Source organism: Chryseobacterium sp. 7 (genome assembly GCF_003663845.1).
GTDB lineage: Bacteria > Bacteroidota > Bacteroidia > Flavobacteriales > Weeksellaceae > Chryseobacterium.
Genome location: NZ_RCCA01000001.1, coordinates 1,760,404 through 1,784,840 on the forward strand (window position 1 = coordinate 1,760,404; position 24,437 = coordinate 1,784,840).

The 24,437-nt window shown below is 37.8% G+C and carries 25 protein-coding genes; 17 read left to right on the forward strand and 8 right to left on the reverse strand.

What is annotated here, in order from left to right; translation table 11 throughout:
• The 4 genes from CLU97_RS08070 to CLU97_RS08085 all read left to right on the forward strand — a co-directional run bounded on the left by CLU97_RS08070 (nt 1) and on the right by CLU97_RS08085 (nt 6,418).
• Nucleotides 1–3,156, forward strand: a complete 3,156-nt coding sequence (locus CLU97_RS08070; RefSeq protein WP_121487473.1) for an efflux RND transporter permease subunit — start codon at nt 1–3, stop codon at nt 3,154–3,156.
• 15 nt (nt 3,157–3,171) lie between these two features.
• Entirely contained in the window at nt 3,172–4,560 is a 1,389-nt protein-coding gene (locus tag CLU97_RS08075; RefSeq protein WP_121487474.1) for an efflux transporter outer membrane subunit, read from the forward strand.
• 264 nt (nt 4,561–4,824) lie between these two features.
• Entirely contained in the window at nt 4,825–5,406 is a 582-nt protein-coding gene (locus CLU97_RS08080; RefSeq protein WP_121487475.1) for a Crp/Fnr family transcriptional regulator, read from the forward strand.
• Nucleotides 5,407–5,470: 64 nt separating this feature from the next.
• Nucleotides 5,471–6,418, forward strand: a complete 948-nt coding sequence (locus CLU97_RS08085; RefSeq protein ID WP_121487476.1) for a ketopantoate reductase family protein — start codon at nt 5,471–5,473, stop codon at nt 6,416–6,418.
• 80 nt (nt 6,419–6,498) lie between these two features.
• On the opposite strand, the gene CLU97_RS08090 is transcribed toward CLU97_RS08085, so the two are convergent.
• The 6 genes from CLU97_RS08090 to CLU97_RS08115 all read right to left on the reverse strand — a co-directional run bounded on the left by CLU97_RS08090 (nt 6,499) and on the right by CLU97_RS08115 (nt 10,481).
• Nucleotides 6,499–7,716, reverse strand: a complete 1,218-nt coding sequence (locus CLU97_RS08090) for an IS4 family transposase (protein WP_121486166.1) — start codon at nt 7,714–7,716, stop codon at nt 6,499–6,501.
• A gap of 231 nt (nt 7,717–7,947) precedes the next feature.
• On the reverse strand, nt 7,948–8,298 hold the full coding sequence (locus tag CLU97_RS08095) for a 4Fe-4S dicluster domain-containing protein (protein ID WP_121487477.1): 351 nt from the start codon (nt 8,296–8,298) through the stop codon (nt 7,948–7,950).
• A gap of 144 nt (nt 8,299–8,442) precedes the next feature.
• Nucleotides 8,443–8,766, reverse strand: coding sequence for a 2Fe-2S iron-sulfur cluster-binding protein (locus tag CLU97_RS08100; protein WP_121487478.1), 324 nt, complete (start codon nt 8,764–8,766; stop codon nt 8,443–8,445).
• Nucleotides 8,767–8,771: 5 nt separating this feature from the next.
• Nucleotides 8,772–9,329, reverse strand: a complete 558-nt coding sequence (locus CLU97_RS08105) for an NADPH-dependent FMN reductase (protein WP_121487479.1) — start codon at nt 9,327–9,329, stop codon at nt 8,772–8,774.
• 2 nt (nt 9,330–9,331) lie between these two features.
• On the reverse strand, nt 9,332–9,832 hold the full coding sequence (locus tag CLU97_RS08110; protein ID WP_121487480.1) for a DUF2480 family protein: 501 nt from the start codon (nt 9,830–9,832) through the stop codon (nt 9,332–9,334).
• Nucleotides 9,833–9,854: 22 nt separating this feature from the next.
• On the reverse strand, nt 9,855–10,481 hold the full coding sequence (locus CLU97_RS08115) for a superoxide dismutase (protein WP_121487481.1): 627 nt from the start codon (nt 10,479–10,481) through the stop codon (nt 9,855–9,857).
• A 194-nt stretch (nt 10,482–10,675) separates the two neighbouring features.
• On the opposite strand from CLU97_RS08115, the gene CLU97_RS08120 reads away from it, so the two are divergent.
• Nucleotides 10,676–11,296: a helix-turn-helix transcriptional regulator gene (locus CLU97_RS08120; protein ID WP_121487482.1), complete on the forward strand. Its 621-nt coding sequence runs from the start codon at nt 10,676–10,678 to the stop codon at nt 11,294–11,296.
• Nucleotides 11,297–11,339: 43 nt separating this feature from the next.
• Nucleotides 11,340–11,987, forward strand: coding sequence for a hexitol phosphatase HxpB (gene hxpB / locus CLU97_RS08125; RefSeq protein WP_121487483.1), 648 nt, complete (start codon nt 11,340–11,342; stop codon nt 11,985–11,987).
• A 98-nt stretch (nt 11,988–12,085) separates the two neighbouring features.
• Here hxpB and CLU97_RS08130 read toward each other — a convergent pair whose 3' ends face one another.
• Nucleotides 12,086–12,712: an RNA polymerase sigma factor gene (locus CLU97_RS08130; protein ID WP_121487484.1), complete on the reverse strand. Its 627-nt coding sequence runs from the start codon at nt 12,710–12,712 to the stop codon at nt 12,086–12,088.
• Between the two features lie 242 nt (nt 12,713–12,954).
• Between CLU97_RS08130 and CLU97_RS08135 the strand changes: the two genes are divergently transcribed.
• From CLU97_RS08135 to CLU97_RS08170, 11 genes are all read left to right on the forward strand, one after another.
• Nucleotides 12,955–13,911, forward strand: a complete 957-nt coding sequence (locus CLU97_RS08135) for a FecR family protein (protein ID WP_228437573.1) — start codon at nt 12,955–12,957, stop codon at nt 13,909–13,911.
• 50 nt (nt 13,912–13,961) lie between these two features.
• The gene (locus CLU97_RS08140; RefSeq protein ID WP_121487486.1) at nt 13,962–17,249 is read left to right on the forward strand and encodes a TonB-dependent receptor; all 3,288 of its coding nucleotides are present in this window, start codon (nt 13,962–13,964) and stop codon (nt 17,247–17,249) included.
• A gap of 89 nt (nt 17,250–17,338) precedes the next feature.
• The gene (locus CLU97_RS23625; RefSeq protein ID WP_183084536.1) at nt 17,339–17,506 is read left to right on the forward strand and encodes a hypothetical protein; all 168 of its coding nucleotides are present in this window, start codon (nt 17,339–17,341) and stop codon (nt 17,504–17,506) included.
• A 73-nt stretch (nt 17,507–17,579) separates the two neighbouring features.
• On the forward strand, nt 17,580–17,756 hold the full coding sequence (locus tag CLU97_RS23630; RefSeq protein WP_183084537.1) for a hypothetical protein: 177 nt from the start codon (nt 17,580–17,582) through the stop codon (nt 17,754–17,756).
• Between the two features lie 89 nt (nt 17,757–17,845).
• Complete coding sequence (locus tag CLU97_RS23635; protein WP_183084538.1) at nt 17,846–18,013, forward strand: hypothetical protein; 168 nt, start codon at nt 17,846–17,848, stop codon at nt 18,011–18,013.
• Between the two features lie 54 nt (nt 18,014–18,067).
• Entirely contained in the window at nt 18,068–19,360 is a 1,293-nt protein-coding gene (locus tag CLU97_RS08145) for a hypothetical protein (RefSeq protein WP_121487487.1), read from the forward strand.
• A 75-nt stretch (nt 19,361–19,435) separates the two neighbouring features.
• On the forward strand, nt 19,436–20,359 hold the full coding sequence (locus tag CLU97_RS08150; protein WP_121487488.1) for a T9SS-dependent choice-of-anchor J family protein: 924 nt from the start codon (nt 19,436–19,438) through the stop codon (nt 20,357–20,359).
• Nucleotides 20,360–20,536: 177 nt separating this feature from the next.
• Entirely contained in the window at nt 20,537–21,280 is a 744-nt protein-coding gene (locus CLU97_RS08155) for a hypothetical protein (protein ID WP_228437575.1), read from the forward strand.
• Nucleotides 21,281–21,286: 6 nt separating this feature from the next.
• Nucleotides 21,287–22,627, forward strand: a complete 1,341-nt coding sequence (locus CLU97_RS08160) for a S41 family peptidase (protein WP_121487490.1) — start codon at nt 21,287–21,289, stop codon at nt 22,625–22,627.
• A gap of 282 nt (nt 22,628–22,909) precedes the next feature.
• A complete protein-coding gene (locus tag CLU97_RS08165) occupies nt 22,910–23,179 on the forward strand; it encodes a hypothetical protein (RefSeq protein WP_121487491.1) in 270 nt (89 codons plus the stop codon).
• A 79-nt stretch (nt 23,180–23,258) separates the two neighbouring features.
• Nucleotides 23,259–23,981: a sterol desaturase family protein gene (locus CLU97_RS08170; RefSeq protein ID WP_121487492.1), complete on the forward strand. Its 723-nt coding sequence runs from the start codon at nt 23,259–23,261 to the stop codon at nt 23,979–23,981.
• Nucleotides 23,982–23,991: 10 nt separating this feature from the next.
• On the opposite strand, the gene CLU97_RS08175 is transcribed toward CLU97_RS08170, so the two are convergent.
• Complete coding sequence (locus CLU97_RS08175; protein WP_121487493.1) at nt 23,992–24,414, reverse strand: MarR family winged helix-turn-helix transcriptional regulator; 423 nt, start codon at nt 24,412–24,414, stop codon at nt 23,992–23,994.
• Nucleotides 24,415–24,437: the final 23 nt, after the last annotated feature.

Consider the following 24,437-nt stretch of genomic DNA (forward strand, 5'->3'; position numbering starts at 1 on the left):
ATGCTTAAACTATTTATTCGAAGACCGGTATTGAGTACGGTAATTTCCGTAATCATTGTGGTGTTGGGTATTCTCGGGATTAGCAGTTTACCCGTGGCACAGTATCCTAATATTGCCCCGCCTACCATTCAGGTTTCGGCCTCGTATCCGGGAGCCAATACTACAACATTGATCAACAGTGTTGTTTTTCCACTAGAGCAACAGATTAACGGGGTGGAAGGAATGACTTATATGACTTCTTCTGCCAGTAATACGGGGTCTGCCAGTATCAGTGTTTATTTTGATGTAGGAGTAGATCCTAATCAGGCTGCTGTAGATGTACAAAACAGAATCAGTACCATATTATCTAAATTGCCACAGGCTGTAACACAGGCAGGGGTTACCGTAAGAAAACAGCAAAGTAGTAACGTGCTTATTTTAGGCTTGTTTAGTGAGCGGGCACAATATGATCAGAAGTTTTTACAGAATTATGCTGCCATAAACCTTGTTCCCCAGCTGCAAAGAGCAAAAGGAGTAGGAGGTGCCACCATATTTGGAGGAGCAATGACTTACGCCATGCGTATTTGGCTTCAGCCTGATAAAATGGCAGCTTACGGATTGGTTCCTTCTGATGTAACAGCAGTTTTGAATGCCCAGAATTTTAATGCAGCTCCCGGTAAAATAGGAGATAATCTGGCACAGGCATTTCAATATGATATTACGTATTCCGGTACGTTGGTTTCAATAGAACAGTTCAAAAAGGTTGTTGTTAAATCTATGGGGAACGGACAGTATCTTTACCTGAAAGATATTGCCCGGATAGATCTGGGGACTCAAACTTATACCAGTGCCACGGCTATCAATGGAAAACCCGCAGTAGCAATTGCAATCAGCCAGACTCCAGGTTCTAATGCCCAGCAGGTAATTGTAGGAGCCCAAAAAGTAATGGCAGACGCTTCAAAAAATTTCCCATCCGGAATTAAAATGATAGAACTGGTTAATATCAATAACTTCCTGAGTGAGAGTATTTCCAAAGTACTGCATACCCTCGTGGAATGTTTTATATTGGTATTTCTCGTTATTCTTATCTTTTTGCAGGATGTACGTTCTACTATTATTCACGGGGTTTCCGTTCCTGTATCTATTATTGGAACATTCTTTTTCCTGTATTTGTTTGGCTATAGTCTTAACTTGCTTACCTTATTTGCTTTGGTATTGGCCATCGGAATCGTGGTGGATGATGCTGTAGTGGTGGTAGAAGCAGTACACAGTAAATTGGAACATGGCTATACCTCACCCCGAAAAGCAGCCATTGATGCAATGGGAGAAATTGCCCCGGCAATTGTTTCTATTACATTGGTGATGGCGTCTGTATTTCTTCCCGTAACATTTTTGGGAGGATCTGCCGGAGTATTTTATAAGCAGTTCGGAATTACACTTGCCGTAGCTATTATGATTTCGGCAGTCAATGCACTTACCTTAAGCCCAGCTCTGGCTGCAATGTTCCTTCGTCCTCCAAAGCATGAGCAGGATGAGGAGAAGAAAGGATTCTTGCAAAAAATAAAGAAAGGATTCAATGCAAATTATGAAAAGCTGATTAATAAATATATCTCCAGTGTTGGGTTTCTGATCAGAAGAAAATGGCTGACGTTAACCTTAGTAATCTGTTTTGGCGGTTTGTTTTATTTCACTATTAAAAGTGTGGCATCCAGTTTTGTCCCTTCTGAGGATATGGGAACCATTTTTGTGAATGTTACTCTTCCTGCTGCGGCAACCAAAGAAAGAGTACAGGCTATTAATAAACAGATTGATAATATTGCCCATACTATTCCGGAGATACAGGCATCCATGACGACATTAGGCCAAAATCAGCTTGGAGGAAGCGGAAGTTCCTATGGAATGCTTATCCTAAGACTTACTCCATGGAGCCAAAGACCGGGAGTCACAGATAAAGATGTAATCCAGCAGCTCACAGAAAAAACAAAAAATATTGAAGGTGCTTCCATCAACTTTATGCAGCAGCCTACTATCAGTGGTTTTGGAACCAGTGGTGGGTTTACATTCCAACTGGAAGACAGAGGTGGACATAGCATAAGCGATTTTTATGGTGTTTCTCAAAACTTTCTGGCAGCATTGAACAAGAGAAGCGAAATTCAGTATGCAGCCACAGCGTTTAATCCCAACTTTCCGCAATATGAAGTAGATGTAAATGTGGCGAAATGTGAAGACAACGGCATACAACCATCAGAAATACTTAATTTGATGAATGTATACTACGGAAGTTCTTATGTAAGTAATTTCACAGAGTTTGGGCAGCAGTATCAGATTATTCTTCAGGCAGACAATCCTTATCGAGGTACTGTTGAGCAAATGAATAATATTAAAATAAGAACGGCAAGCGGAACAATGAGCCCTATCTCGGAATATATTACCATGAAAAAGGTATATGGTCCTTCCTCCGTTTCAAGATTTAATATGTACAATGCTATTTCTGTGAGTGGTTCTCCCAATACCGGTTACAGTACAGGACAAGCGATGCAAGCTATTAATGAAATTGCCGCGCAGACGTTGCCGCCTGGTTATAGCTTTGAATATAGTGGAATCAGTAAAGAAGAGCAAAGCTCCGGTTCTCAGGCCGGAATTATATTCCTGTTAAGCCTTTGTTTTGTATATCTGCTTTTGAGCGCTTTATATGAAAGCTATATTCTTCCTCTTGCTGTAATTCTTTCTTTACCTGTGGGATTAAGCGGAATTTTTGTCTTTGTGAAACTATTCGGGATAGATAATAATATTTACATACAGATCTGTATGATTATGCTGATAGGACTTCTCGCAAAAAATGCCATTCTGATGGTAGAACTTTCCCTTGAAAAAAGACGTGAAGGAATGGGGTTACTGGACAGTGCTCTGGCAGGGGCGAAGATAAGAATCAGACCTATTCTGATGACCTCGCTGGCTTTTATTTTCGGATTAATGCCTCTGATGTTTTCAAGTGGTGTAGGAGCCAATGGAAACAAATCTATTGGAATAGGCTCTATTGGAGGGATGTTGTTTGGAACCATCCTGGGAATCTTTGTTATTCCGGGGCTATATGTCATTTTTCAAGGCTTGCAGGAAAAAGCAGGAACCAATAAGTACGATGAAAATGATGAACTTATTGTTGAACACAAAAAATAATCCTACGATAAAAGTATGATACACTGGAAAAAACAATATCAATTCTATATACAAATCACTGCTGTTTCTGTGATGCTTTTCAGCTGCAATGTTTCACAGCCTTATACCAACAATCAATCTGTTCCAGATCAATTGTATGGCGATGCAGCTGCAAATAAGGCCGACAATATAGCAGTCCTTTCGTGGAAAGAAATTTTTAAAGATCCTTCATTACAGGAGCTAATCTCCGAAGGAATTACAAATAACCTGGATTTAAAAACAGCGGCCGCCAATCTTAAAGCCGCTGAAGCCAATTTTATACAAAGCAAACAGGCATTTTTCCCTTCAGTTTCAGGGAATGCTTCTGCCGGAGCTTATCACCCTTCCAATTCTCAGGCTTCTGCTTCACAGGTATATCAGCTGTATGCATTATCATCATGGCAGGTAGATATCTGGGGAAAATTAAGCAGTTCCAAAAGGTCTGTGTATGCTTCCTATCTGGCCAGTGAAGCTTATAAACAAGCTGTGCAGACACAGGTTGTCGCCAATATTGCCAGTACTTATTATCAATTGCTTGCTTATGATGAGCAGCTAAATATCGTTCAGCAATCTCTGGAAGTTTATTCTAAAGATACGGAGACCATGAAGATTTTGAAAAACAGTAACGTAGTAACAGGTGCAGCAGTTGTACAGAGTGCCGCGAATTATTATGCCATAAAATCAACCGTTCCGGATATCAAAAATAATATCCGCCAGGCAGAAAATACCTTGTCTTTATTGCTGGGAAGAACTCCGGGCCCAATTAAAAGAGATTCTCTTTTTAATGAGCAGGTCTATAGCGAATTATCAGTAGGAGTGCCTGCTCAGCTATTAGCAAACCGACCAGATGTAAAACAGGCAGAACTTCAGCTTAGAAGTAATTTTGAACAGATCAATGTAGCCAGAACCGCTTTTTATCCTGCTTTAACGATTACAGGACAGGCTGGTTTATATGCTACACAGCTCAGCTCATTTTTTAATGCCGGAGCATTCTTCGCCAATATTATCGGAGGCCTTACACAACCGATTTTTAATAACGGAATTAATAAACAGAAACTAAAAGTAGCCCAAGCCACTTATGAAGCCTCTGAGTATAATTACAGTAAAGTATTGCTGACAGCAGGACAGGAGGTTTCCAATGCATTATATCAGTATCAGATGGTGGATGAAAAAGTTTCTTCCCGTAAAGAACAGATTGCAAATCTTGAAAAAGCCGTTCATTTCACCAAAGAATTGCTTAAATATACCAGCGCAACCAATTATACGGATGTTCTTACCTCGGAACAAAGCCTTTTGAGCGCCAGACAAAGTGCGGTTACTGATAAACTGCAGCAACTTCAGGCCGTTGTGAATCTTTATGCCGCTTTGGGAGGAGGATGGAAGTAACCGTTTCCTAAATCTCTGATATGATGAAGTTCTCACAGAAGAATAGCTTTTCTACCAAAATAAAAAACCTTTAAGCCTAAAGTTTAGAGGGTTCTTTATTTGTAGAAATATCATTTCATATGCTGTGAAAAATTCCCTTCCTCTGGAGGGATGACGAAAATTCAAAGAATTTTTGACGGTGTGGCTATCTGGTTTATAATTAACCAAACTTCCACAAATTATTGTTACTTTTAGTGGCTCAAATAGATCTATGACAATAATGTAATGGACAAATCATCACTTAATACCTACTTTCATTCCTTATTCAGTATCAACGCTGAAGTGGTGGAGAAAATCACTGAAAAATTCAGTCATTTTGAGTTAAAAGCAAATACTGTTTTGCTGGATAAAAATGCCATTAGTACCAAAACATATTTTTTGGAAAAAGGATATGTGCGTTCGTATATATTCAATGAAGATAATGAGGAGATCACCACTAATATTTATAAAGCTCCCTGCTTCGTTAATGATTTCCTGTCGTTTTTCAGACAGCAGCCAACCAAAGAAATATATCAAACGGTAACCGAATGTGTTTTCTGGGAAACAGGGTTGGAAAATGTACAGCATAATTTCCATAATATTCCTGAATTCAGGGAGTTTAGCAGACTTCTTTTTGTTCTTAATTATTATAATATTCATAACAGACTGATAGAGATGGCAAGTCAGAAAGCCTCCACAAGATATTTTAATCTGATGAAGAAAGATCCTGATGTTTTCCAACACGTCCCTTTGAAGGTGATTGCTTCCTATCTGGGAATAAAAGACAGCTCTCTGAGCAGGATAAGAAGGGATATTTATAAATTGTAATTTCTTTTCATTTGTCAAGTGATAGTTCAAAGATCATCCCTGATATTTGCTTAAAAATAATTTCATGAACAAAAAGCATATTGTTATAATAGGATTGGGTGGTGTAGGCGGTTATTTTGGTTTTAAAATAAATCAAACCAATGAAACTTCAGGAAAATATACTGTTTCTTTTGTGGCACGCGGAGAAACTTATGAGAAAGTGAAACAAAACGGATTGACTCTTTTATCTCCAGAGCATTCTAATTCACAGACTCATCCTAATGCTATAGTGCAGAACATTAGTGAAATCAAAAATCCTGACTTGGTTTTGATTTGTGTAAAAGAATATGATCTTGAAAATGTCTGCAAACAATTATTGCCAGTCATTAACAAAGACACGATACTGCTTCCGATGATGAACGGAGCAGATATCTACGACAGAATACGTACCATAATTCCGGATCATACTGTACTTCCGACTTGTGTTTACGTTGCCTCTCATATTAAGGAAAGAGGAATAGTAGAGCATAAAGGAAACCCGGGAAAAATTATCGTAGGAAGAGATCCTGAACATTTTTCTGCTCCGGTGGAATGGGTTACAGACCTATTAAATGAAAGTAAAATTGAGTTTGATTTTAAAGATAATTCATTAAATGCAATCTGGACGAAATTTATATTCATTGCGAGTTTCGGATTGGTAACTGCCAAGCATAATTCGTCTATGGGAGCTGTATGTAATGAGAAAGAACAAAACGATGAAGCTGCTGGTATTATGAATGAAATAAAACTCATCGCGGCTAAAAAAGTAATTGATCTTCAGGAAGATATCGTTAGTGCGACTTTCGAAAAAGCTTCTACTTTTCCTTACGAAACTCCTACTTCTTTACAGCTTGATATCAATTCAGGAAAGAAAGATAATGAACTGGAACTGTTTGCGGGCGCAGTGTTAAAATATGGTTCTGAAATAGGTGTAGAAACACCTTTTACTCAAAAAATCTACACTGAGATTAAAAATAAAATAAGTTTAGGCTAAAGCCAAATGAAAAGAAATATAAAAAGGCGGGTTAAAAACCTAGTCATGGTCGGAAGAAATTTCCGACCATTTTTTATGTTTTAAGTTTTGAAGACTTTTGCAGGATCCCCCCCCGCAAATATTATTAAAATTGCGGTAATCATATCCCGAAGTTCCATAGCGATGCGTCTTTTAGCTGTTTTATATCCTAAATTGTTTACTTTTTTGTAAATCAAGAGCAGCATAGAAGCAATCATTGTCATGTAGAGCATTACTTCAATTCCGTTTTTATTGAGCGAAACAAGATGGCTTAAATTCAACTCTTGTTTCATAAATCTGAAGAATACCTCAATATCCCACCTTTTACGGTAATAATCCGATATTTCTTTGGCAGAAAGTTCAAATTCGTTGGTTATGAACCAAAGTTCTTTAGCTGTTTTTTCATTTTTGATAACGATCAACCGAAAATATGTTTCTACTTTTTCTTCACGATGATGAATATTTCCCCGTTTGTTTTGGATGGGTTTTCCGGTGTAAAGCTTCACTTTGCTGTCTTTAATAACTCCCCAATCATCCCATTTTATTGGGGTTTCTGTTTTAATAAAAGATTCAATCTCTTCATATTTCCTGTTTTCTTTGGAACGGATAATAAATTTCAGAAGCTTTTCTTCAAAATCTTTCATCGTCCTTGTAGACTGGATCCCTCTGTCTATGATATAAATATTATCATGATGATCTTCTTTTTTCACCTGGTTCAGAACAGCCTGGGCAAGAGCATTATCTTCTGTTGAGTATTTTTGCCCCGTAAAAACATCTACCGCTGATGGCAAAATTCCGTCAAATGAAAAACTGAATTTCACTAATTTTTTTCCACTTTTCTGATCAATTCCTTCTTTAAGCTTGTTACATGTATCAGCTACAATGGTACTGTCAACTCTGATTAAGTTGTATTTTTCGATTTCTGTCTTGGAATAAAGTTCCGAAAATCTTTCGTACATCTGTTCGTAGATTTCTAGGAAATAATTGGAATCAATTTTTGAAAGCCTCTCAGAAATTGAACTCCTTCGAATCTTTTCCTCTTCCCCTAAGCCAAATAACGCTTTGAATCCACTGCTATTAAAAGTATCTTCGAGTGTTCTTTGACTTAATTTTTCATTATCAAATATGCAATACAAAAGCAGGTAGAATATTTTTCTTCCATGCAAAACTTTACTATAATAATCCACTTTTGTACTTGCGGAAAGGTGACTTAAAAGTGCTTCGGGAATAAATTCTAAAACATCTTTAAGTGATATTTTGTGATCTTTAAAAACTGACATAAACAATTGATTATCAGCAATAAAGATACAAAAAATGAAAAAATGAAACAATAAAACAAATTAAATAGTTGATAATCAATTAATTACAATAATAATATTGAATATCTAAAAACAAAAAGTCGGAAGAAAAAATCTTCCGACCATGACTAGTTAAAAACCCGCCTCTATTGAAATTAAATATAAAATATTGAAATTTTTAATTCTTTGGTTTCTTCTGCACAAATCGGCCGTTTAAGCACTGTGCATAAATTTTTGCCGATCCAATAGTACTTCTTCTGTTTCCCGGTGGTCAGGGTCATCCACACAGCAGTCCACAGGGCATACGGCTTTACATTGAGGTTCATCATGAAAACCTTTACATTCCGTACATTTTCCGGCAACGATATAATATACTTCATCCGCGACTGCTTCATGGTAAGCATCGGCATCACCTTCAGTACCGTCAGGGAATATGATGTGTCCTGAAAGTTTGGTTTTGTCTTTCCAGCGCCAGTCGATGGCACCTTCGTAAATGGCTGAGTTGGGGCATTCAGGTTCGCAGGCTCCACAGTTGATACAGGCATCTGTTATTTTTATCGCCATATTGTTTGAATTTAAAGGGTTTAAAAAAGGGATTTCTTCAACGTCGGACGGCTAGGAAATCCCCGCTAAACTTAATTACAGCAGTTCAACACTGTTCTTTGAAAATAAGCAGCATAAAGTGTGCTAATTTCTATTTTTAACTCATTAATCTGCAGCAATTTCCACTGACAGCCCATTCATCTGGGCAGTAAGATAAATCTGGCAGGCTAATCTGCTGGTTGTTGTTGAGGTAAACAATTCTGATAACAAAGCTTCTTCAATGTCATTTTTTTCAGGTAAAGGAACTGTTTCACTCAGAATATAGCAGTGACAGGTAGCACACATGGCCATACCACCGCACATTGCTTCCATAGGTAATTCGTAGGCTTTGCAAATATCTTTAAGGGTAAGTCCCATTTCTAAAGGACATAATAAAGTATGTACAATACCGCTTTGGTCAATAACAGTAATCGTAATTTCGTTCTCCATAATTCTTAGTCAATAAGAGCTACTTTTTTAGACGTTGCAATACTGATAAGTTGATCAAACTTACCGGAATAAAGCTCCGAAATTTCAGTTGAATTGTCACCTGCGAATAATGCCGATCTGAGAACAGGTACACTGAATGGCAATGGCCACGCACGTAATGATTTGGCAATAGAATCCATGGCATTGATTCCCTGCATAGCCTGCAGACCGTCAGCCCAGCAAACCAATCCGACTGTTTTATCGGTAAGATAAGGCTCTTTCCTGTTGGCAGTTACTTCAAGCCAGTCCAGACAGTTTTTCATCACTCCAGGAATACTTCCGTGATAAAGAGGAGCAAGCCATATGTGCAGATCTGCATCCGTGAACATTTGAGTCATACGTTCTACTGCCAAAGGAGTTTTATTCAGGGTAACATCGAATAAAGGGATACCGGAATCTGCAAGCGTAAAAATATCAGTATGAATTCCCAGCCTTTTCAGACGTTCTGAAAAATAGTCCGAAATCAGGCCGGAAGTAGATAAAGTTCTTCTTTCCAGAGATCCGTTAAATATGATAGCTTTCATTTTTATTGTTTAAATATTACTTTGGGTAATCCTATCTCACCGTACATCAATGTTTTCACCAGAGGTTTCAATAATCCTGCTGCTAATAAGTACAATGCAGGATCATGATTCGTACTTGCGCGAACAACTACTTTCTGGTTTCTGTAGTGTTTCAGGTCAGCATAGATGAGACGGCGTTTCCAGAGATCGAGCAGAATAGTTTCTGCATTGTTTAAATCGGCATAGGAAGCATAAGGAGACAATTTTTCCATAATCAGCATGTAAGCCCAGGGAGGGATAATGGCATCTGTAGAACAAATGATTCCTACTGCTTTTTCATTGTATACAGAAAAATCCACCGAAGCAATTGATTCTTTAAACTCTTTCTCCTTCACAATCATTCCCATGAAAAGATGATCTTTGATATCCAGTTCTACAATTTCCGTAGTCGGTTTGTAGTCTGAAAGGTCAAAGGCAATAATGCCTGAAGCCTTTGCTTTATTGATAAAATTTTCCTCAGTCATAGTTTATTACATTCAGAGTTCATTATCTCACTTTTAATAAAGCTTCTTCATATTTTCCTTCTACAGCAGACCAATCCAGTACAGACCAGAAAGCATCCAGATAATCTGCACGTTTATTCTGATAATTCAGATAATAAGCATGCTCCCACACATCTATTCCAAGAATTGGAAAACCTCTGTTCGTGGAAAGAATATCCATCATCGGATTATCCTGATTAGCAGTTGAACTGATGGCCAGTGATCCGTTGAATTTTACAAAAAGCCATACCCAACCGGAACCGAACTGAGCCAAACCTGATTTTTTCATTTCCGCTTTCAGATTATCAAGACTTCCAAAAGTAGCAGTGATATCATCATGAAGCATTCCTTCAGGAGTAAGTTTAGGTTCAGGAGAAAGAATTTCCCAGAATAAGGAATGATTATAGTGACCACCGCCATTATTTCTTACGGCAGGACTGTATTCACTGATTCTTTGCAATAAGGAATCCAGATCCGGGTTGATCTCATCGGTTTGTGCCAAAGCTGCATTCAGATTGTCTACATAAGTCTGATGATGCTTCTGATGGTGAATGGTCATTGTTTCTTTATCTATAAAAGGTGCCAAAGCATCGTAAGCATAAGGCAGTTGTGGTAATGTAAATGGGTTCATCGTCTTTATTTTTTTGATTAATGTAGGACAAAGGTAGAAATATATTTTAATAAAACAACTTTTTAGTTGTTTTATATGTTTTATGATTTGAATCGATAAGGTATTGTAAATGTTTTATTTAAGTATATTTTTTTGAAATTATAGAAAATGGCTATATTTGTTGTTGAAAAATAAAACAACCTAAATATTGCCAAATGAAGAAACCGGCTGCAGATCGTATTCTGATGTTCTTAAAGATGAGAGGGGAAGCCACATCTCTTCTTATTGCTGAAGAACTGTCGATTACCAAAGAAGGAGCGAGAAAGCATTTACTGAATCTTGCCCAGGAGGGATTAATCCGGTCTTCAGTGAAGAGCGAAGGAGTTGGCAGGCCATCTACTTACTATACGCTTACAGAAAAAGGGTTGGCTCAGTTTCCGGATACGCATGCAGATGTGACGGTTCAGATTTTGAAATCTGTGAAAAGTCTTTTAGGTGAAAATGCTTTAAATTTATTGATCAGTGATCGTGAAAAAAATACCCATGACCGCTATGAAAAGATACTTTCCAGGACAAAATCTCTTGAGCAGCGCCTTGAATCCCTTGCAAAAGTGCGTAGTGATGAAGGCTATATGGCAGAATGGAAAAAAGAAGGTACAGATTATTTTCTGATTGAAAACCATTGCCCGATATGTGCCGCTGCAACCGAATGTCAGGGTTTCTGCCGTGCCGAATTATCCAATTTCCAGTCGTTGATAGGGAAGGATTACAAAGTAGAAAGGATAGACCATATCATTTCCGGAGGACAGCGCTGTGTGTATAAAATCAGCCAATAATTCATCATTTATAACTCATAACTCATAATTCATCATTCAGAAAATGGCTTTACAAGCAGTAATATTTGACATGGACGGTGTTCTGATAGACTCAGAAAAATTCTGGACTCAGGCGGAGCTTGATGTTTTTTCATCATATGGCGTACAAGTTACAGATGAATTGGCGGCACAAACCAAATATATGACGACTCAGGAAGTCACAGAATTCTGGTATGAAAGATTTCCATGGGAAAATTTTGATAGTTCTGATTTGGAAGATAAAGTGGTTACAAGAGTAATTGAAATGATACAAAGCCAGGACTGCACGATGTCTGGTGTACAGGAATTTATTCAAACTCTTAAAAGTAAAGCATACAAAATAGGATTAGCTACCAATGCTCCTTTGCGTGTGGCACATGTGGTTCTTGAGAAGCTTCAGGTTCGTGAACTCTTTGATACCGTTCACTCATCGGAGTTCGAAACTCAGGGAAAACCTCATCCTGCAGTGTATCTTACTTCTGCAAAAAATCTGGGTGTTTCTCCTGAGCACTGCATTGCAATTGAAGACAGTCATTCTGGACTAAAAGCAGCAAAAGAAGCAGGAATGCGAACCATAATTTTCACCAATAATGATGAAAGCATACATTCAGATCTTGCAGATTTTAAAATCTTAGACTTTAATACAGACTTTCCAGCCGTATTTGGTGAATAATAAATAGTGAATAGTGAATCCGCTTCGCTGTGAATTTTTGATAAATGTTGCAAAATTGACTATTGGTGCAACCTGGTAACCGAACCCACACCCGCATCTCAATACCTCGTCAAAACCTCCATCAGTAATAGAATAGACACCAGTTTTTTAGAAGACTGATACTCAGGATTCAATTGTTCACGGATTTCTCCCAGAGCCTTGCTTAATTTATTGCTTACCGTTTTGTTACTGATTCCTAAAGCTTCTGCGGTTTCGTTCACCGACATATTTTTCCGGATTCTCATATCATATACCTGCTGTTCTGTTGAAGGAAGTTGGGAAACCACTTCATCAATCATGGATAATAAAGTACTGATCTCATTTTCTTCAAGGATTTCAAAATATTCTGAATCTGCAATTTCAATTTCATTCGGAATATCGAACTCATCAATACTAAGCGTAGGAGGTGCTTTTTTGTAGCTGTTATAAAAATCAATAATCCGGTAATGAAGATGGCGGAGAAGGTAGCCTTTGGCACTTTCTGTATCATCGGTTTGTATAAGGTCTGTATTTTCAAGAATCCTCATCCATAGGTTCTGAAGAATTTCCTCAGAGACTTCTTTATCCCTTGTCCGCACAAAAACAAAGCGATATAGACTATCCCAGTATCGGTCATACAGCAGCATAAATGCAGGGCGGTCGCCTGATTTTATTTTCTTTAATAATGTATAGTCTGTTGCGCTCATATTGTTGTCACAAAATTACCTAAAGGAAAATTAACTTTTTGTGAACTTTGGGTATGGTAAGATTAAATATTTCTGAAAAAGTCGGGTAAAATAGGATGTTAATGTTTAGTAAATGTGAAAAACAACGAAAATTATTAACAATTTGGTCTTAATGTGAATATAATATTAAGAATACCTTGGGGAAGTTTTTCATTTTCAAAGTCTTATAGATAGAAGTATCTGTGAATACGATGAAAGACTCTATGAAAAAACGCTTAACCTATAAAAATATTGAAGCCTTTGTTTTCAGACTTTGGGAACGGGAAGTTTCGGAAGATAACATTTCTGAAAAGGAAAATGAATTGTTAAAACAATGGAAGACCCTTGCAGAAAAAGATCTGGATATTACTCATCTTAAAGAATCCAAAGAAAGGATATTATCCGGTCTGGAACATTTTTTTCCTCAAAAGGATATTGTTTCTATACAACGGGCGAAAAGCTTTAAAACCTATTTCTATAAAATTGCAGCGGTCATTATTCTGCTCTTATCATTAGGAGGTATTTTTACTTACACGATGCTTATTAAGCCGGATGTATACCTTGCAAAATCTGAAAAAAGAACTGTTCATCTTGAAGACGGATCTGTAATTACCCTTTTACCGGGTGCTGAACTGACTGTTGCAAAATCTTTTCCTGCTTCTACAAGAGTTGTGGATTTAAAAGGAGATGCCATCTTTTCTGTAGCCAAGTCGAAGATACATCCTTTTATTGTTCGTGCGGATGGTTTCAGTACTAAAGTATTGGGAACGGTATTTAAGATTTCACAGTCGGGGAAGAGAAAAGCAGTTGATCTTTATGAAGGGAAGGTAGCAGTATCATCTCCGGGCGTTCCGGTTTCTTTTCTTACCCCTAATCAGAAGTGGACCAATTTCGGGATTGCTCATACTACAGCGGTTGTTTCATTAAAACCAGTAAAGAATTCATCCGGCAAAGTTCCTGCAATATTGTCTTTAAGCTTTAATGATGTTCCTTTAAAAGAAGTAGTTGCTGTGTTAGAAAGCAGTTATAACACGAAGGTTTTATATCCTAAAGAAGCCGAAGACAAAAAGATCACCGCAGACTTTACCGGAGGAACTGTGGGCGAAAATATTGAATCACTGGCTTTCATCCTAGGATTGGAAGTACAGAAAAAAGAAAACACCTATATCCTTAAGAAATAAATCATTATTCAAAAAATTAAATAATCATAATCAAGAGAACACTATTAAGTATGAAAAGTTTGAAATGTGGGATAACCATAGCAGCCTTATTTTTTACTGTAGCCGCAGAAGCTCAGGAGTTGGTTCAGAAAATAACATTTTCTGTACCTGCCAACAGACCGTTGATTGAAGTTTTAGAAGAATTTGCCGGAAAAACAGGGATGAGGCTGGCTTATTCAAAGGTAGATATTAAAGAGCTGAAGGTAAGAGGAGTGAAATGTGAAAATACTTCCGTGAACAACTGCCTGAAAGACATTACTAATGGACTTCCTGTGATATACCGACTGCATGGTGATCTTATTTCGATAAAATATGAAAGTTCTAACATCTCTGTACCGGGAAACGGAAGAATTTCCGGTAAAATAGTGGATGAAGTAGGAAATCCCATTACCGGAGCCGAAGTGAATATTGCTCAGAAAACCATCATAACAGATAATAATGGGGATTTTACGGTAGATCTCCCTTCAGGAACTTATAATCTGAGCATAAAAGCTCCCAAATACAATACGCTTAGGGTTGAAAAACTCTCTGTTACCAATAAAGAAACCAATTCCGTTTCATTTGCATTAAACAAAGCTTCTGACAAAATTACAGACATCAAAGAAGTGGTGATTACCGCAACCCGTAAAGCAGATACACAAGCCGGACTTCTTGCCCAGCAGAAAAAGGCGGCGCAGATGAGTGATGGTATTTCAGCAGAACAGATTTCCAAAACTCCGGACAGCGATGTGGGAGGAACACTGAAAAGAGTAACAGGAATCACTACCATTGATAACAAATATGTGGTCGTAAGATCCATGGGAGAACGTTGGAACACTGCAGCTATGGACGGCATCAACCTGCCCAGTACGGAAGCCTACAGCCAAAATTTTTCGTTTGATATCATTCCGACAGCAATGGTAGAAAGCGTGGTAGTAAGCAAATCAGCAACACCTGATATGAATGCCAGCTTTGCGGGAGGTTATGTGGAAGTGAGGACGAAAGATATTCCCAATGAAAATTTTACAACAGTAACCATGGGAACTTCTTATAATGATCAGTCGGCATTCAAAGAATTTCTGACCCGTAAGCGCGGAAAGTATGATTATTTCGGATATGATGATGGAACAAGAGATTTTCCGAAAGGACTGGAAGCCATGAACTGGACAGATCCAAGGTTTTTTGAGCAGTCTAAACAGTTCACCAATGACAATTTCAGCACCTACAAGACAAGAGGTGACATGGGTTCTAATATACAGCTGGCACTAGGAAGAACATATGCCCTTAAAAACAATAATAAATGGGGATTTGCAGGAGCATTTGTCATCAGAAATGAGCAAAATAAACTGGATATTGACCATACAGGAAGAGGGAACTGGCTGGATACAACAGGAATGCCGGATGCTAACGGACAGATTCCATTCTATAATTTCAAAAATAGCGGAGCTTCTTACAATTACAATTCTACGTTGGCAGGAATGTTGAATTTCGGATTTCAATTGGGAAAAAACAGAATCTCATTCCGTAATTCTTACACCCATATTTTCGACAATACACTGACAAGAGTAACAGGATGGAATGAATACTCAACCGGAAGTGGAATGGCAGCCAATGCAGAATTAGCCTATAATTATTTCTACAATGGAGTTGTTCCTAATAATGATCCCGCTCAGATCAAAAATTTAGACAGACCTTATACTGATAATACCAATTACCCGATTTTTCAAACCCTTTTACAAAATAAATTAGAAGGAAACCATAAAATAGGAAATGCAGAAGTAAGCTGGTTTGCAGCCCGTACAGGAGTAGCTTCCGATACCAAAGATTACACACAGTATATTACCCGGTATGATTTTATTGGAAGTGAAATTCTGACTTTTCATAAGATCTACAACTCCGGAGCAGACTTCTACAGAGGATATATTGAAAACAGAGAAACGGATTACAACTATGGTGCTTCTGTGAAGTGGGATATGGACGCAGGAAGTTTTAAAAATACCATCAAAACCGGATATGCCGGAGCTATAAAAAACAATACCAACCAACAGCAGAAGTTTTTTCTTCGTGTTGACGAAAACCGGAACGTTCCGAATAGCGAGAAGAACTATTTGACGATGTATGGTTCTCTTGCTGACTGGTTTAATGGTTCCCATTATGTTCCGGGCGGTATTGGCTGGGAAACCAGAGGATTGTATAAAAATGACAAGTATGAAGGGGAAGTTAATCAGCATGCCATTTTTCTGATGTTTGATAACCGTTGGAAGAAATTAAGATTAGTCTGGGGACTTCGTGCAGAATATTTTAAGTACGATATGATTTCCCAGCAGTTGGATCCTACTGATTCCAAATACATCATGAGAACAGCTATAGATGATAAACCTTGGCAGTGGATGCCTTCCGTGAATTTTACGTACAGTCCTACCAATAAAATTAACTTGAGGCTTGCCTACAACAAATCTGTTATCCGTCCTCAATTTAATGAAAGAACAGGATTGCCCTATTTCGATCCTATTGCTAATGGGTTGATTTATAATACAGAATTAAGCTCTTCAGTCATTAATAATTATGATTTCAAATTTGAATGGTTTCCGGGGCTTGGCGAGATATTTTCTGCAGGATTGTATTACAAAGATATTGACAGGCCTATTGAACGTGAAGGTCATATTTCAAGTGAAGGAAATCTTTTCCTATACAACGGAAATTCAAAAAATGCAAAGCTGATGGGAGTGGAGGCAGAAGTAAGAAAAAGCTTAGGCTTTATCGCAGACGGAACTTTTCTTGAAAAGCTTTTCATAAGCGGAAATTTTACCTATAACCATACGAAAGTAGTGGCTTTTAAAGACTTGTATAAAACAGGAGATAATGACGATACCTACGAAGTAAAACGACCGCTTTACGGACAGACACCTTATGCTTACAATCTTGGACTGGTCTATGACGGAACCCGTTTTGGGATGAGTTTTTTGTATAATGCAAAAGGAGACCAGTACATCACGGTAGGATATGCATACAAAGGAGAAGAAATCCAACGTCCTTATGCAGTGGCAGATGCTCAAATCTCATATAAATTTCTTCGAAACAGAAATTTTGAAGTGAAATTTAATGTAAGAAATCTCTTCAACAGGGTAAAGGAATATTACAACAACTTCAATTCTTATCTCGCTGCAAAAAACGGAGGCGGAAGTAATGTAGGAACAGAAAGAGAAGCTTGGGATCTTCTTCCGGGAGCAACAGATAAGTACGATAAAAATATTGATAAAATCATGTTCAGAGCGTACAGCGGAAGAATGTTCAGTCTGAGTGTGAACTATACTTTTTAAAAATAAGACACCAAACAAGATAATATAAAGAGCTCTTAGATAGAGGCGTACAGGTTTCGGGAACCTGATTAAAGACTGAAAAAATACTGATGATGCGCACAGCAGTACAGTTAAGAAAAAAACCGGACGTTAACAGCTTTTCCCAGGCGTTAATGGATCTCATGGGAACTCCCGCAAAGCAGCTCCTCCTGCGGCGATGGGATGAACACCAAAAAACAAATCGAAGGAATAAAGAGGAAGATATTCCTGAATATTAAAAAACTGATCTGGTATAAAAATAATATGACCGGATTGTACTAAAAATTATAACAATGAAAAGACTAACTCTAATTGCAGTGGCAGCATCTCGCTGCAAAAAACGGAGGCGGAAGTAATGTAGGAACAGAAAGAGAAGCTTGGGATCTTCTTCCGGGAGCAACAGATAAGTACGATAAAAATATTGATAAAATCATGTTCAGAGCGTACAGCGGAAGAATGTTCAGTCTGAGTGTGAACTATACTTTTTAAAAATAAGACACCAAACAAGATAATATAAAGAGCTCTTAGATAGAGGCGTACAGGTTTCGGGAACCTGATTAAAGACTGAAAAAATACTGATGATGCGCACAGCAGTACAGTTAAGAAAAAAACCGGACGTTAACAGCTTTTCCCAGTCGTTAATGGATCTCATGGGAACTCCCGCAATGCAGCTCCTCATGCAGCGATGGGATGAACACCAAAAAACAAATCGAAGGAATAAAGAGGAAGATATTCCTGAATATTAAAAAACTGATCTGGTATAAAAATAATACGACCGGATTGTACTAAAAATTATAACAATGAAAAGACTAACTCTAATTGCAGTGGCAGCATTATCTCTTACAGCTTGTCAACACGATCAACTGGCGGATTCATCATCTCCATTCGAAATGAAATCTACTTCTGCTGAATACCTTACCGCTTCGGCGCTTCCGGTAACCAGCGTAAGTGGTGCTATTACTTCCAATACTACATGGAGTGGTGTAGTAGAATTAGATGGAGTTGTAACCGTAAAAGATGGTGCTACATTAACAATCCAGCCGGGTACATTCATTAAAGCAAAACCAAACACAAGCAATACAGCTACAGGAGTTTTGGTAATTGCTAAAACAGGAAAAATCAACGCAGCAGGTACAGAAGCTCAGCCAATCATTTTCACAAGCTACAAATTGTTAGATGGAAATGAAGATACTACTGCAGCTCCTGGTGATTTCGGAGGGGTTATTATCTTAGGAGATGCTCCTACCAACACTCCTTTCACTAAAACAATTGAAGGATTATCTGGTCCTGATTTCTATTACGGAGGTACAAATGCTTCTCACAACGGTGGAACATTGAAATATGTACGTATTGAGTTCGCAGGATATGATCTTTTAGCTCCAAACTCAGGAAACGAAATCAACGGTCTTACTTTAGGAGGAGTAGGAAACGGAACTACTTTGGATCATATTCAGGTATCTTTCGGAAAAGATGACTCTTTTGAATTCTTCGGTGGTACTGTAAACGCTTCAAACCTTGTTTCTTTCGCTGCGGATGATGATAACTTCGATTTTGATAACGGATATACAGGAACGATCACTTGTGCATTAGCTTTGGCAGATTACCACTCTACACACAGTCTTAGCGGATCAAGCCCGGATTCTAACGGTATCGAGCTTGATAACAATGCAGACGGTTCTTCTACATCATTGTTGACTCACCCGGTAATCAACAACCTTACGATCATTGGTACTAAAAATTCTACTCAGGGAGCTTTGTATGAAAATGGTATCCACATCAGAAGACACGGAAGATTAACATTAAATAACGCTGTGGTTACAGGATATCCTGTGGGAATCAAAGTAGAAGGTACAGGTTCTGAACTTTCTTCAGCTTCAGCATACAACACGATCCAGATCCACGGATTTGGTACTTCTGTGACAGGTACAGGAACTGCGGGAATCCCAGCTGCTAACCTATTAACGGGTACTCCTGCATCTCTATGGGGGATGAGCCAGCCATTCTTCAACGAAGGAAGCTGGAATGTATCTCCAAGAAACTGTGGAAACTTCCAGGGACTTTGGACAAAATACAATTTCACGATTGTAGAATAATAAAAACTTTAAAAAGCAGGGAACAGCGAAAGCTGATTCCTTGCTTTTACTTCAAAAACATTAATAATCAGCATTATGAAAAAAATAATTTTATCATCTGTTCTGTTTTTATCCCACCTGGCTGCAGCGCAGACTCTGGTTTGGGGAAATTCTTTTGATACGCCTGCTGACCTTCAGGGATGGACTTTCCATGATCTGAACGGTAACAGCAACGGATGGACGCAGGGACAGAATATCTACCATAACGGAACGGCTTTAACCTATGGAACTTCAGGTGTTCTTCGTCATTCCATCAGTTTGGTACCCACTGGTAATGCTACAGGATTTGCTACGGAAAATGACTGGATCATTTCTCCTCAGATTGATCTTACCAACACTGCAGGTACAGTTACTTTAGCTGCGAATATCGGAAGACAGAGAACTACCCATACCATTGTTGCCAGAGATCTTTTTATCTATGTAAGTACTCCGCAGAAAGAGGTTCCTACATTAGCTGATTTCCAGGCCATGACGGTAGATGCAGGAGGTAATGATGTTCAGAGTCTTTATAAAATACAGGTAGGAGACTCAGCCAATCCGTTTCCGGCAGATCTTACCGAGTTTGTACAATCTCTTGTAGATCTTTCTGCTTTCGCAGGAAAGAAAATCTATATCGGAATGTGGGCGAACAGAAAAGCAAGCGGAAATAATATTCAGAATATCAATATTGATGAAATAGGAATTTATGCTACGGCATTTTTAGGAACTAAGGATGTAAAAGGAAACAAAACACTTACACAAATAGCAGAAAACCCCGTAAAAGAATCGTTAGTACTACAGCTTAATCCTGCATTGAAGGAAAATACAATAGTAGTGAATATTTACAATGCTGCCGGGCAAAAAGTGCTTACCGCTCAGTATTTAAAAGCTATTCATGTAGCTAATCTTACATCAGGAGCATATATCGCTGAAATTACAGACGGAAAGACTACAGAAAGGCTGAAATTTATTAAAAAATAAAACTTTTACCCCTTACAAACTGATTTTAGAAACACCAGAAATTTTAAATACAATAATGGATAGCACCTGAAAAACGTTATCCAGAACATATCCAACTAGTTTTTTTATAATTATATATTGCCCGGCTGATGGGTTGGGCAATATTTTTAAGTGTTACCATCAAATAATTAAATAAAGATGAATAAAATCTTTGCATTACTCCTATTTTTCACCGTACTTTTTTCATGTACAGACAGCAACACGATGGAGTTGTATGATAAAGTACAGAAACCCGGAGAGATTACTATCAAAGGATTTTCTAAGCCTGATGCTGTTCAGCTTAGGTTCAACGGACAGCCTGTATCCATTGACGGAAAGACGTCCTATACCAATAAAATAGAAACCCAGCTTCAGTTTGTACTGGATCAGGGAGAAACCAGTAAACTGTCTGTTTACAATAGTGAAACAGGCATTGAAATCGCAAAATACAATATTACCTATGACAACATAAATGATTTTAAAACCCTGAACTTTTTTAATCTTCCCGGAATTTATTTACAGACTTACGCCGTAAAACCTCAGGTTAATCTTGGGAAAGTCGGTTTTGAATTTATTTTTCCTAATCTGGGCGAATTGTCCGGAACCTCACTGAAAAATGTGAAAGGGATTTTGAAAAGAGACAACGGAGTAGTGCTGGCTGAATTTGACAACATCGGGAAAGATAATTTTACAGCAGTGAAAATCTATAACTTTTACAGCTCTACTTCTCCGGTATATCTTGAACTGTACAAACCGGGAACTACAGAGCCTTATGCCGGATCTAAAATGATTCAGGTGAAAATAAAACAGCACACAGGTGCCAATATGATTGTTCTTCAGGAAAAAATGGAAAATGGAGAATGGGTAGTCAAAGGAGATATAGATGTAGCAGAATATCTGTAATTGCGTATGAAAAATTTTTTAAAACTTCAGTGCATTGCCATCGTGGCCTTTCTCATTTCGTGTACAAATAATAATGACGAAAGCGCTCCCGTTTTTCCGGAAGGGAGCACAGAATCTGTGAATCTCTGGGTTCAGGACAGCATGAAACGGTATTATTATTGGGCAGATGAAATGCCTTCAAAGCCAGATTATCAGCTTCCCATTAAAGATTTTTTCAAAAGTCTGCTCTCTTCCAAGGATCGGTTTTCTTTTATGGTCAATACTGAAGATTCTTCTACCTATCCACGTTCTATAAGAAATATGTACGGGTTTGATTACTCTGTTGTTCAGCTTGCCAATAATGAAGTGGTTACCGTAGTAAAGCTGGTGCTTCAAAATTCTCCGGCCTTCAATGCAGGGCTGGAAAGAGGAATGATCATCACAAAAGTTAATGGAAAAGTAATGACGGCCACTAATGCCGAAACAATGGCTTCGTCTATTAAAGATCAGACTGTTGTAGAACTTACGGTCGGGAAGTGGCAGAACGGAGCTATTACCAATGAGAAAAATATCACGGTTTACTATGGTTTTTCTTTTGAACAGCCCATTTTATCCAATATTTTTGAGAAAAACGGTAAAAAAATAGGATATCTGTATATCTATGATTTTCCGGACGGAATGACTCAGACTTTAAATCAGAAGTTTGGGGAATTAAAAGCTGCCGGAGTTCAGGAACTGATTCTCGATCTCCGCTACAACTATGGAGGTTCGGTATCATCTGCGGCTGCACTTTGTTCACTGATTCCTTCAGGTTTATCATCCGGATCGCCATTCATTATTTTTAGAGGAAATAAAAATGGAGGTGAAGTAAAAAGAACATTTGCCCAGCAAATCGCTTATGATCCAAAAGCTTTGGACTTTACAACTTTGCGTGGGAATGCATTGGGATTACAGAAAATATTTATTCTCACATCGAACAGTACAGCATCAGCGGCAGAAATTGTGGTGAACAACCTAAAATCTTACATGCAGGTAGTTCAGATAGGAGATGTTACACTCGGAAAAGATATGGCTGGATTTGTAGTGGAAGATAAACGTAAACCGAGAAAAATTTCATGGCAGATTCATCCGGTAATTTATAAAGTATTCAATGCCAATGGAGCCGGAGAATACAGCAGCGGAATTTCTCCGCAGATCAGTGTCAATGAATTTGCAGGACTTCCATTATTACCTTTGGGCAATCCTGATGAAACCCTTATTTCTGCTGCCCTTAACGGAGGTTATTTCAAATCTGCAGGCCAGCAAAATAATGGGAATGTTAAGATTTTATTCCAGAGTGATGTACCTCCGGTTATGATGGAGAAATAGAATTTGGATAGAAAAGATAAAAACTCGTTACATTTCAGCTATGTGAAAATGGATATCTTTTTTTACCATTAAGAATTTTAAAGAAGTAAAGTAAAGTTAAGGTCAATCATTCTGATTTTAAATTAAGGCGAAGCTAATCTTAACACCTTAGTACAATCTTAATGGTTTAAAAAAAGAAATTTAAAAAGGTTATTTAATAATAAAAAAGTAATATATCGAATAGTAAAAGATAAGACTTCTTGCCGTTTTACTTATTCAGAAAATTAATAAAATAATAAGATCATGCAGGGAATAGAGCCAAAACTTCATATGAACCTGACCAGCCGTGTTGAATATTACCGCCTGCTGATAGAAGCTGCGGAAGATCCTGAAAACCAGCCTTCGGATGTGATTAATCAGATTTCAGAACTCAGACATTTGTATGATGAGTATCTGCTGAATAAAAAGAATCTTGAGAACAGTATCAAAAACTATCGCGAATACCATAATGATTTAAGAAAAAAACTGACATCAAGACTTCGTGAGCTCAGAAGAAAAGCAAGACAGAAATAGTATGTGGAATGCACTTTATCGGTGGATTTTACAATGAAATTCATACCTTTATGACATCAAGCTGAAGGATGAAGGACTTATGAATTTTAATCAGACAGAACTTTCCGGTTATTTACACATATTTTGGCAGTTTTTCTGGCCAGAATGGATTATATTCAGTCTGATCATTAATATTGTTCTGTATCTGTTTTCTATAGGCTTATATGTTTTTATTGATAAAACTTGCCGTAAAAGCCAGTTACAGGAGAACAATCATCCTGTCACCAGACCTGATTTTTATCTCAGTCTCCTTACTGTATTATGTAACAGTCTGGTACTTTTGATAGGGGCTTTCCTATGGAAAAACGGATGGATTGTGCTGGGAGAAACTCGGTCTGCATTTGGAATCGTAGTGGAAGTTGCTGCTTTGCTTCTCCTAATGGATCTTCTGATGTATTTCTTTCATTTTACAGCCCATTTACCTTTCATTTATAAAATTCTGCACGGAAAACATCATGAGCATGTCAGCACCAATTTTTTGAGTCTTTTTGTGCTGCATCCTTTCGAAACCATAGGATTTGGACTGATGCTGCTGGTTTTACTTATCGGCTATGATTTTTCTGTGATTTCCATTTCTATTTATCTTTTGCTGAACCTTGTCTGGGGAACGATAGGACACCTGAACAGAGAGTTTTTTCCTGCTTCTTTTGACCGTTTCTTTGTAGGAACAACAAGGTTTCATAACCAGCATCATTTGGATGAAAGTAAAAACTTTGGATTTTATACTTCGGTCTGGGATAGATTATTCGGAACCTATAAGTAACCGCTGAGTTTTACAGTTTTATGTGATTCAGCATTTTGCCCAGCAGATAATTAAAATTTTCCAATTCTTTAGACGTAAATATAGAAGCAGCCTTACGGGTAATATTCTTACGGAATGTTTCCGAATTTTCTACAATAAACCTTCCTTTTTCCGTTACCGAAAGATTGAATTTCCTGTTATCTGTTTCCACCTGTTTTCGGATAATGAAATCATTACTGATCAGAAATTTCAATTGTTTTGAGATGGCAGCCTGGCTGATGTTAAATGCTGTCGATATCTCTTTTCCCGTTGTGATCTCTTTCCTCATGATAAATTCAATGATATTATAATGAGTTGCGGTAACGCCGTTAATATCCCCGCGGTTCATATGAGCCAGAATAAGACATTGAAAATCAGTAAAAGTGTTAAAAAGCTCTTTTTCAATTGGTTTCATAAAAAATATACTTAACTTAGTTA

Coding starts and splice junctions, on each gene's coding strand:
- CLU97_RS08145 (WP_121487487.1), top strand. CDS start 18,068: ATGAAAAGACTAACTCTAATTGCAGTGGCAGCATTATCTCTTACAGCT.
- CLU97_RS08090 (WP_121486166.1), bottom strand. CDS start 7,716: ATGTCAGTTTTTAAAGATCACAAAATATCACTTAAAGATGTTTTAGAA.
- CLU97_RS08070 (WP_121487473.1), top strand. CDS start 1: ATGCTTAAACTATTTATTCGAAGACCGGTATTGAGTACGGTAATTTCC.
- CLU97_RS08130 (WP_121487484.1), bottom strand. CDS start 12,712: ATGAGCGCAACAGACTATACATTATTAAAGAAAATAAAATCAGGCGAC.
- CLU97_RS08155 (WP_228437575.1), top strand. CDS start 20,537: ATGAATAAAATCTTTGCATTACTCCTATTTTTCACCGTACTTTTTTCA.
- CLU97_RS08150 (WP_121487488.1), top strand. CDS start 19,436: ATGAAAAAAATAATTTTATCATCTGTTCTGTTTTTATCCCACCTGGCT.
- CLU97_RS08110 (WP_121487480.1), bottom strand. CDS start 9,832: ATGACTGAGGAAAATTTTATCAATAAAGCAAAGGCTTCAGGCATTATT.
- CLU97_RS23635 (WP_183084538.1), top strand. CDS start 17,846: ATGATGCGCACAGCAGTACAGTTAAGAAAAAAACCGGACGTTAACAGC.
- CLU97_RS23625 (WP_183084536.1), top strand. CDS start 17,339: ATGATGCGCACAGCAGTACAGTTAAGAAAAAAACCGGACGTTAACAGC.
- CLU97_RS08140 (WP_121487486.1), top strand. CDS start 13,962: ATGAAAAGTTTGAAATGTGGGATAACCATAGCAGCCTTATTTTTTACT.
- CLU97_RS08170 (WP_121487492.1), top strand. CDS start 23,259: ATGAATTTTAATCAGACAGAACTTTCCGGTTATTTACACATATTTTGG.
- CLU97_RS08115 (WP_121487481.1), bottom strand. CDS start 10,481: ATGAACCCATTTACATTACCACAACTGCCTTATGCTTACGATGCTTTG.
- CLU97_RS08075 (WP_121487474.1), top strand. CDS start 3,172: ATGATACACTGGAAAAAACAATATCAATTCTATATACAAATCACTGCT.
- CLU97_RS08135 (WP_228437573.1), top strand. CDS start 12,955: ATGAAAAAACGCTTAACCTATAAAAATATTGAAGCCTTTGTTTTCAGA.
- CLU97_RS08105 (WP_121487479.1), bottom strand. CDS start 9,329: ATGAAAGCTATCATATTTAACGGATCTCTGGAAAGAAGAACTTTATCT.
- CLU97_RS08080 (WP_121487475.1), top strand. CDS start 4,825: ATGGACAAATCATCACTTAATACCTACTTTCATTCCTTATTCAGTATC.
- CLU97_RS08160 (WP_121487490.1), top strand. CDS start 21,287: ATGAAAAATTTTTTAAAACTTCAGTGCATTGCCATCGTGGCCTTTCTC.
- CLU97_RS08085 (WP_121487476.1), top strand. CDS start 5,471: ATGAACAAAAAGCATATTGTTATAATAGGATTGGGTGGTGTAGGCGGT.
- CLU97_RS08175 (WP_121487493.1), bottom strand. CDS start 24,414: ATGAAACCAATTGAAAAAGAGCTTTTTAACACTTTTACTGATTTTCAA.
- CLU97_RS08100 (WP_121487478.1), bottom strand. CDS start 8,766: ATGGAGAACGAAATTACGATTACTGTTATTGACCAAAGCGGTATTGTA.
- CLU97_RS08120 (WP_121487482.1), top strand. CDS start 10,676: ATGAAGAAACCGGCTGCAGATCGTATTCTGATGTTCTTAAAGATGAGA.
- hxpB (WP_121487483.1), top strand. CDS start 11,340: ATGGCTTTACAAGCAGTAATATTTGACATGGACGGTGTTCTGATAGAC.
- CLU97_RS08095 (WP_121487477.1), bottom strand. CDS start 8,298: ATGGCGATAAAAATAACAGATGCCTGTATCAACTGTGGAGCCTGCGAA.
- CLU97_RS08165 (WP_121487491.1), top strand. CDS start 22,910: ATGCAGGGAATAGAGCCAAAACTTCATATGAACCTGACCAGCCGTGTT.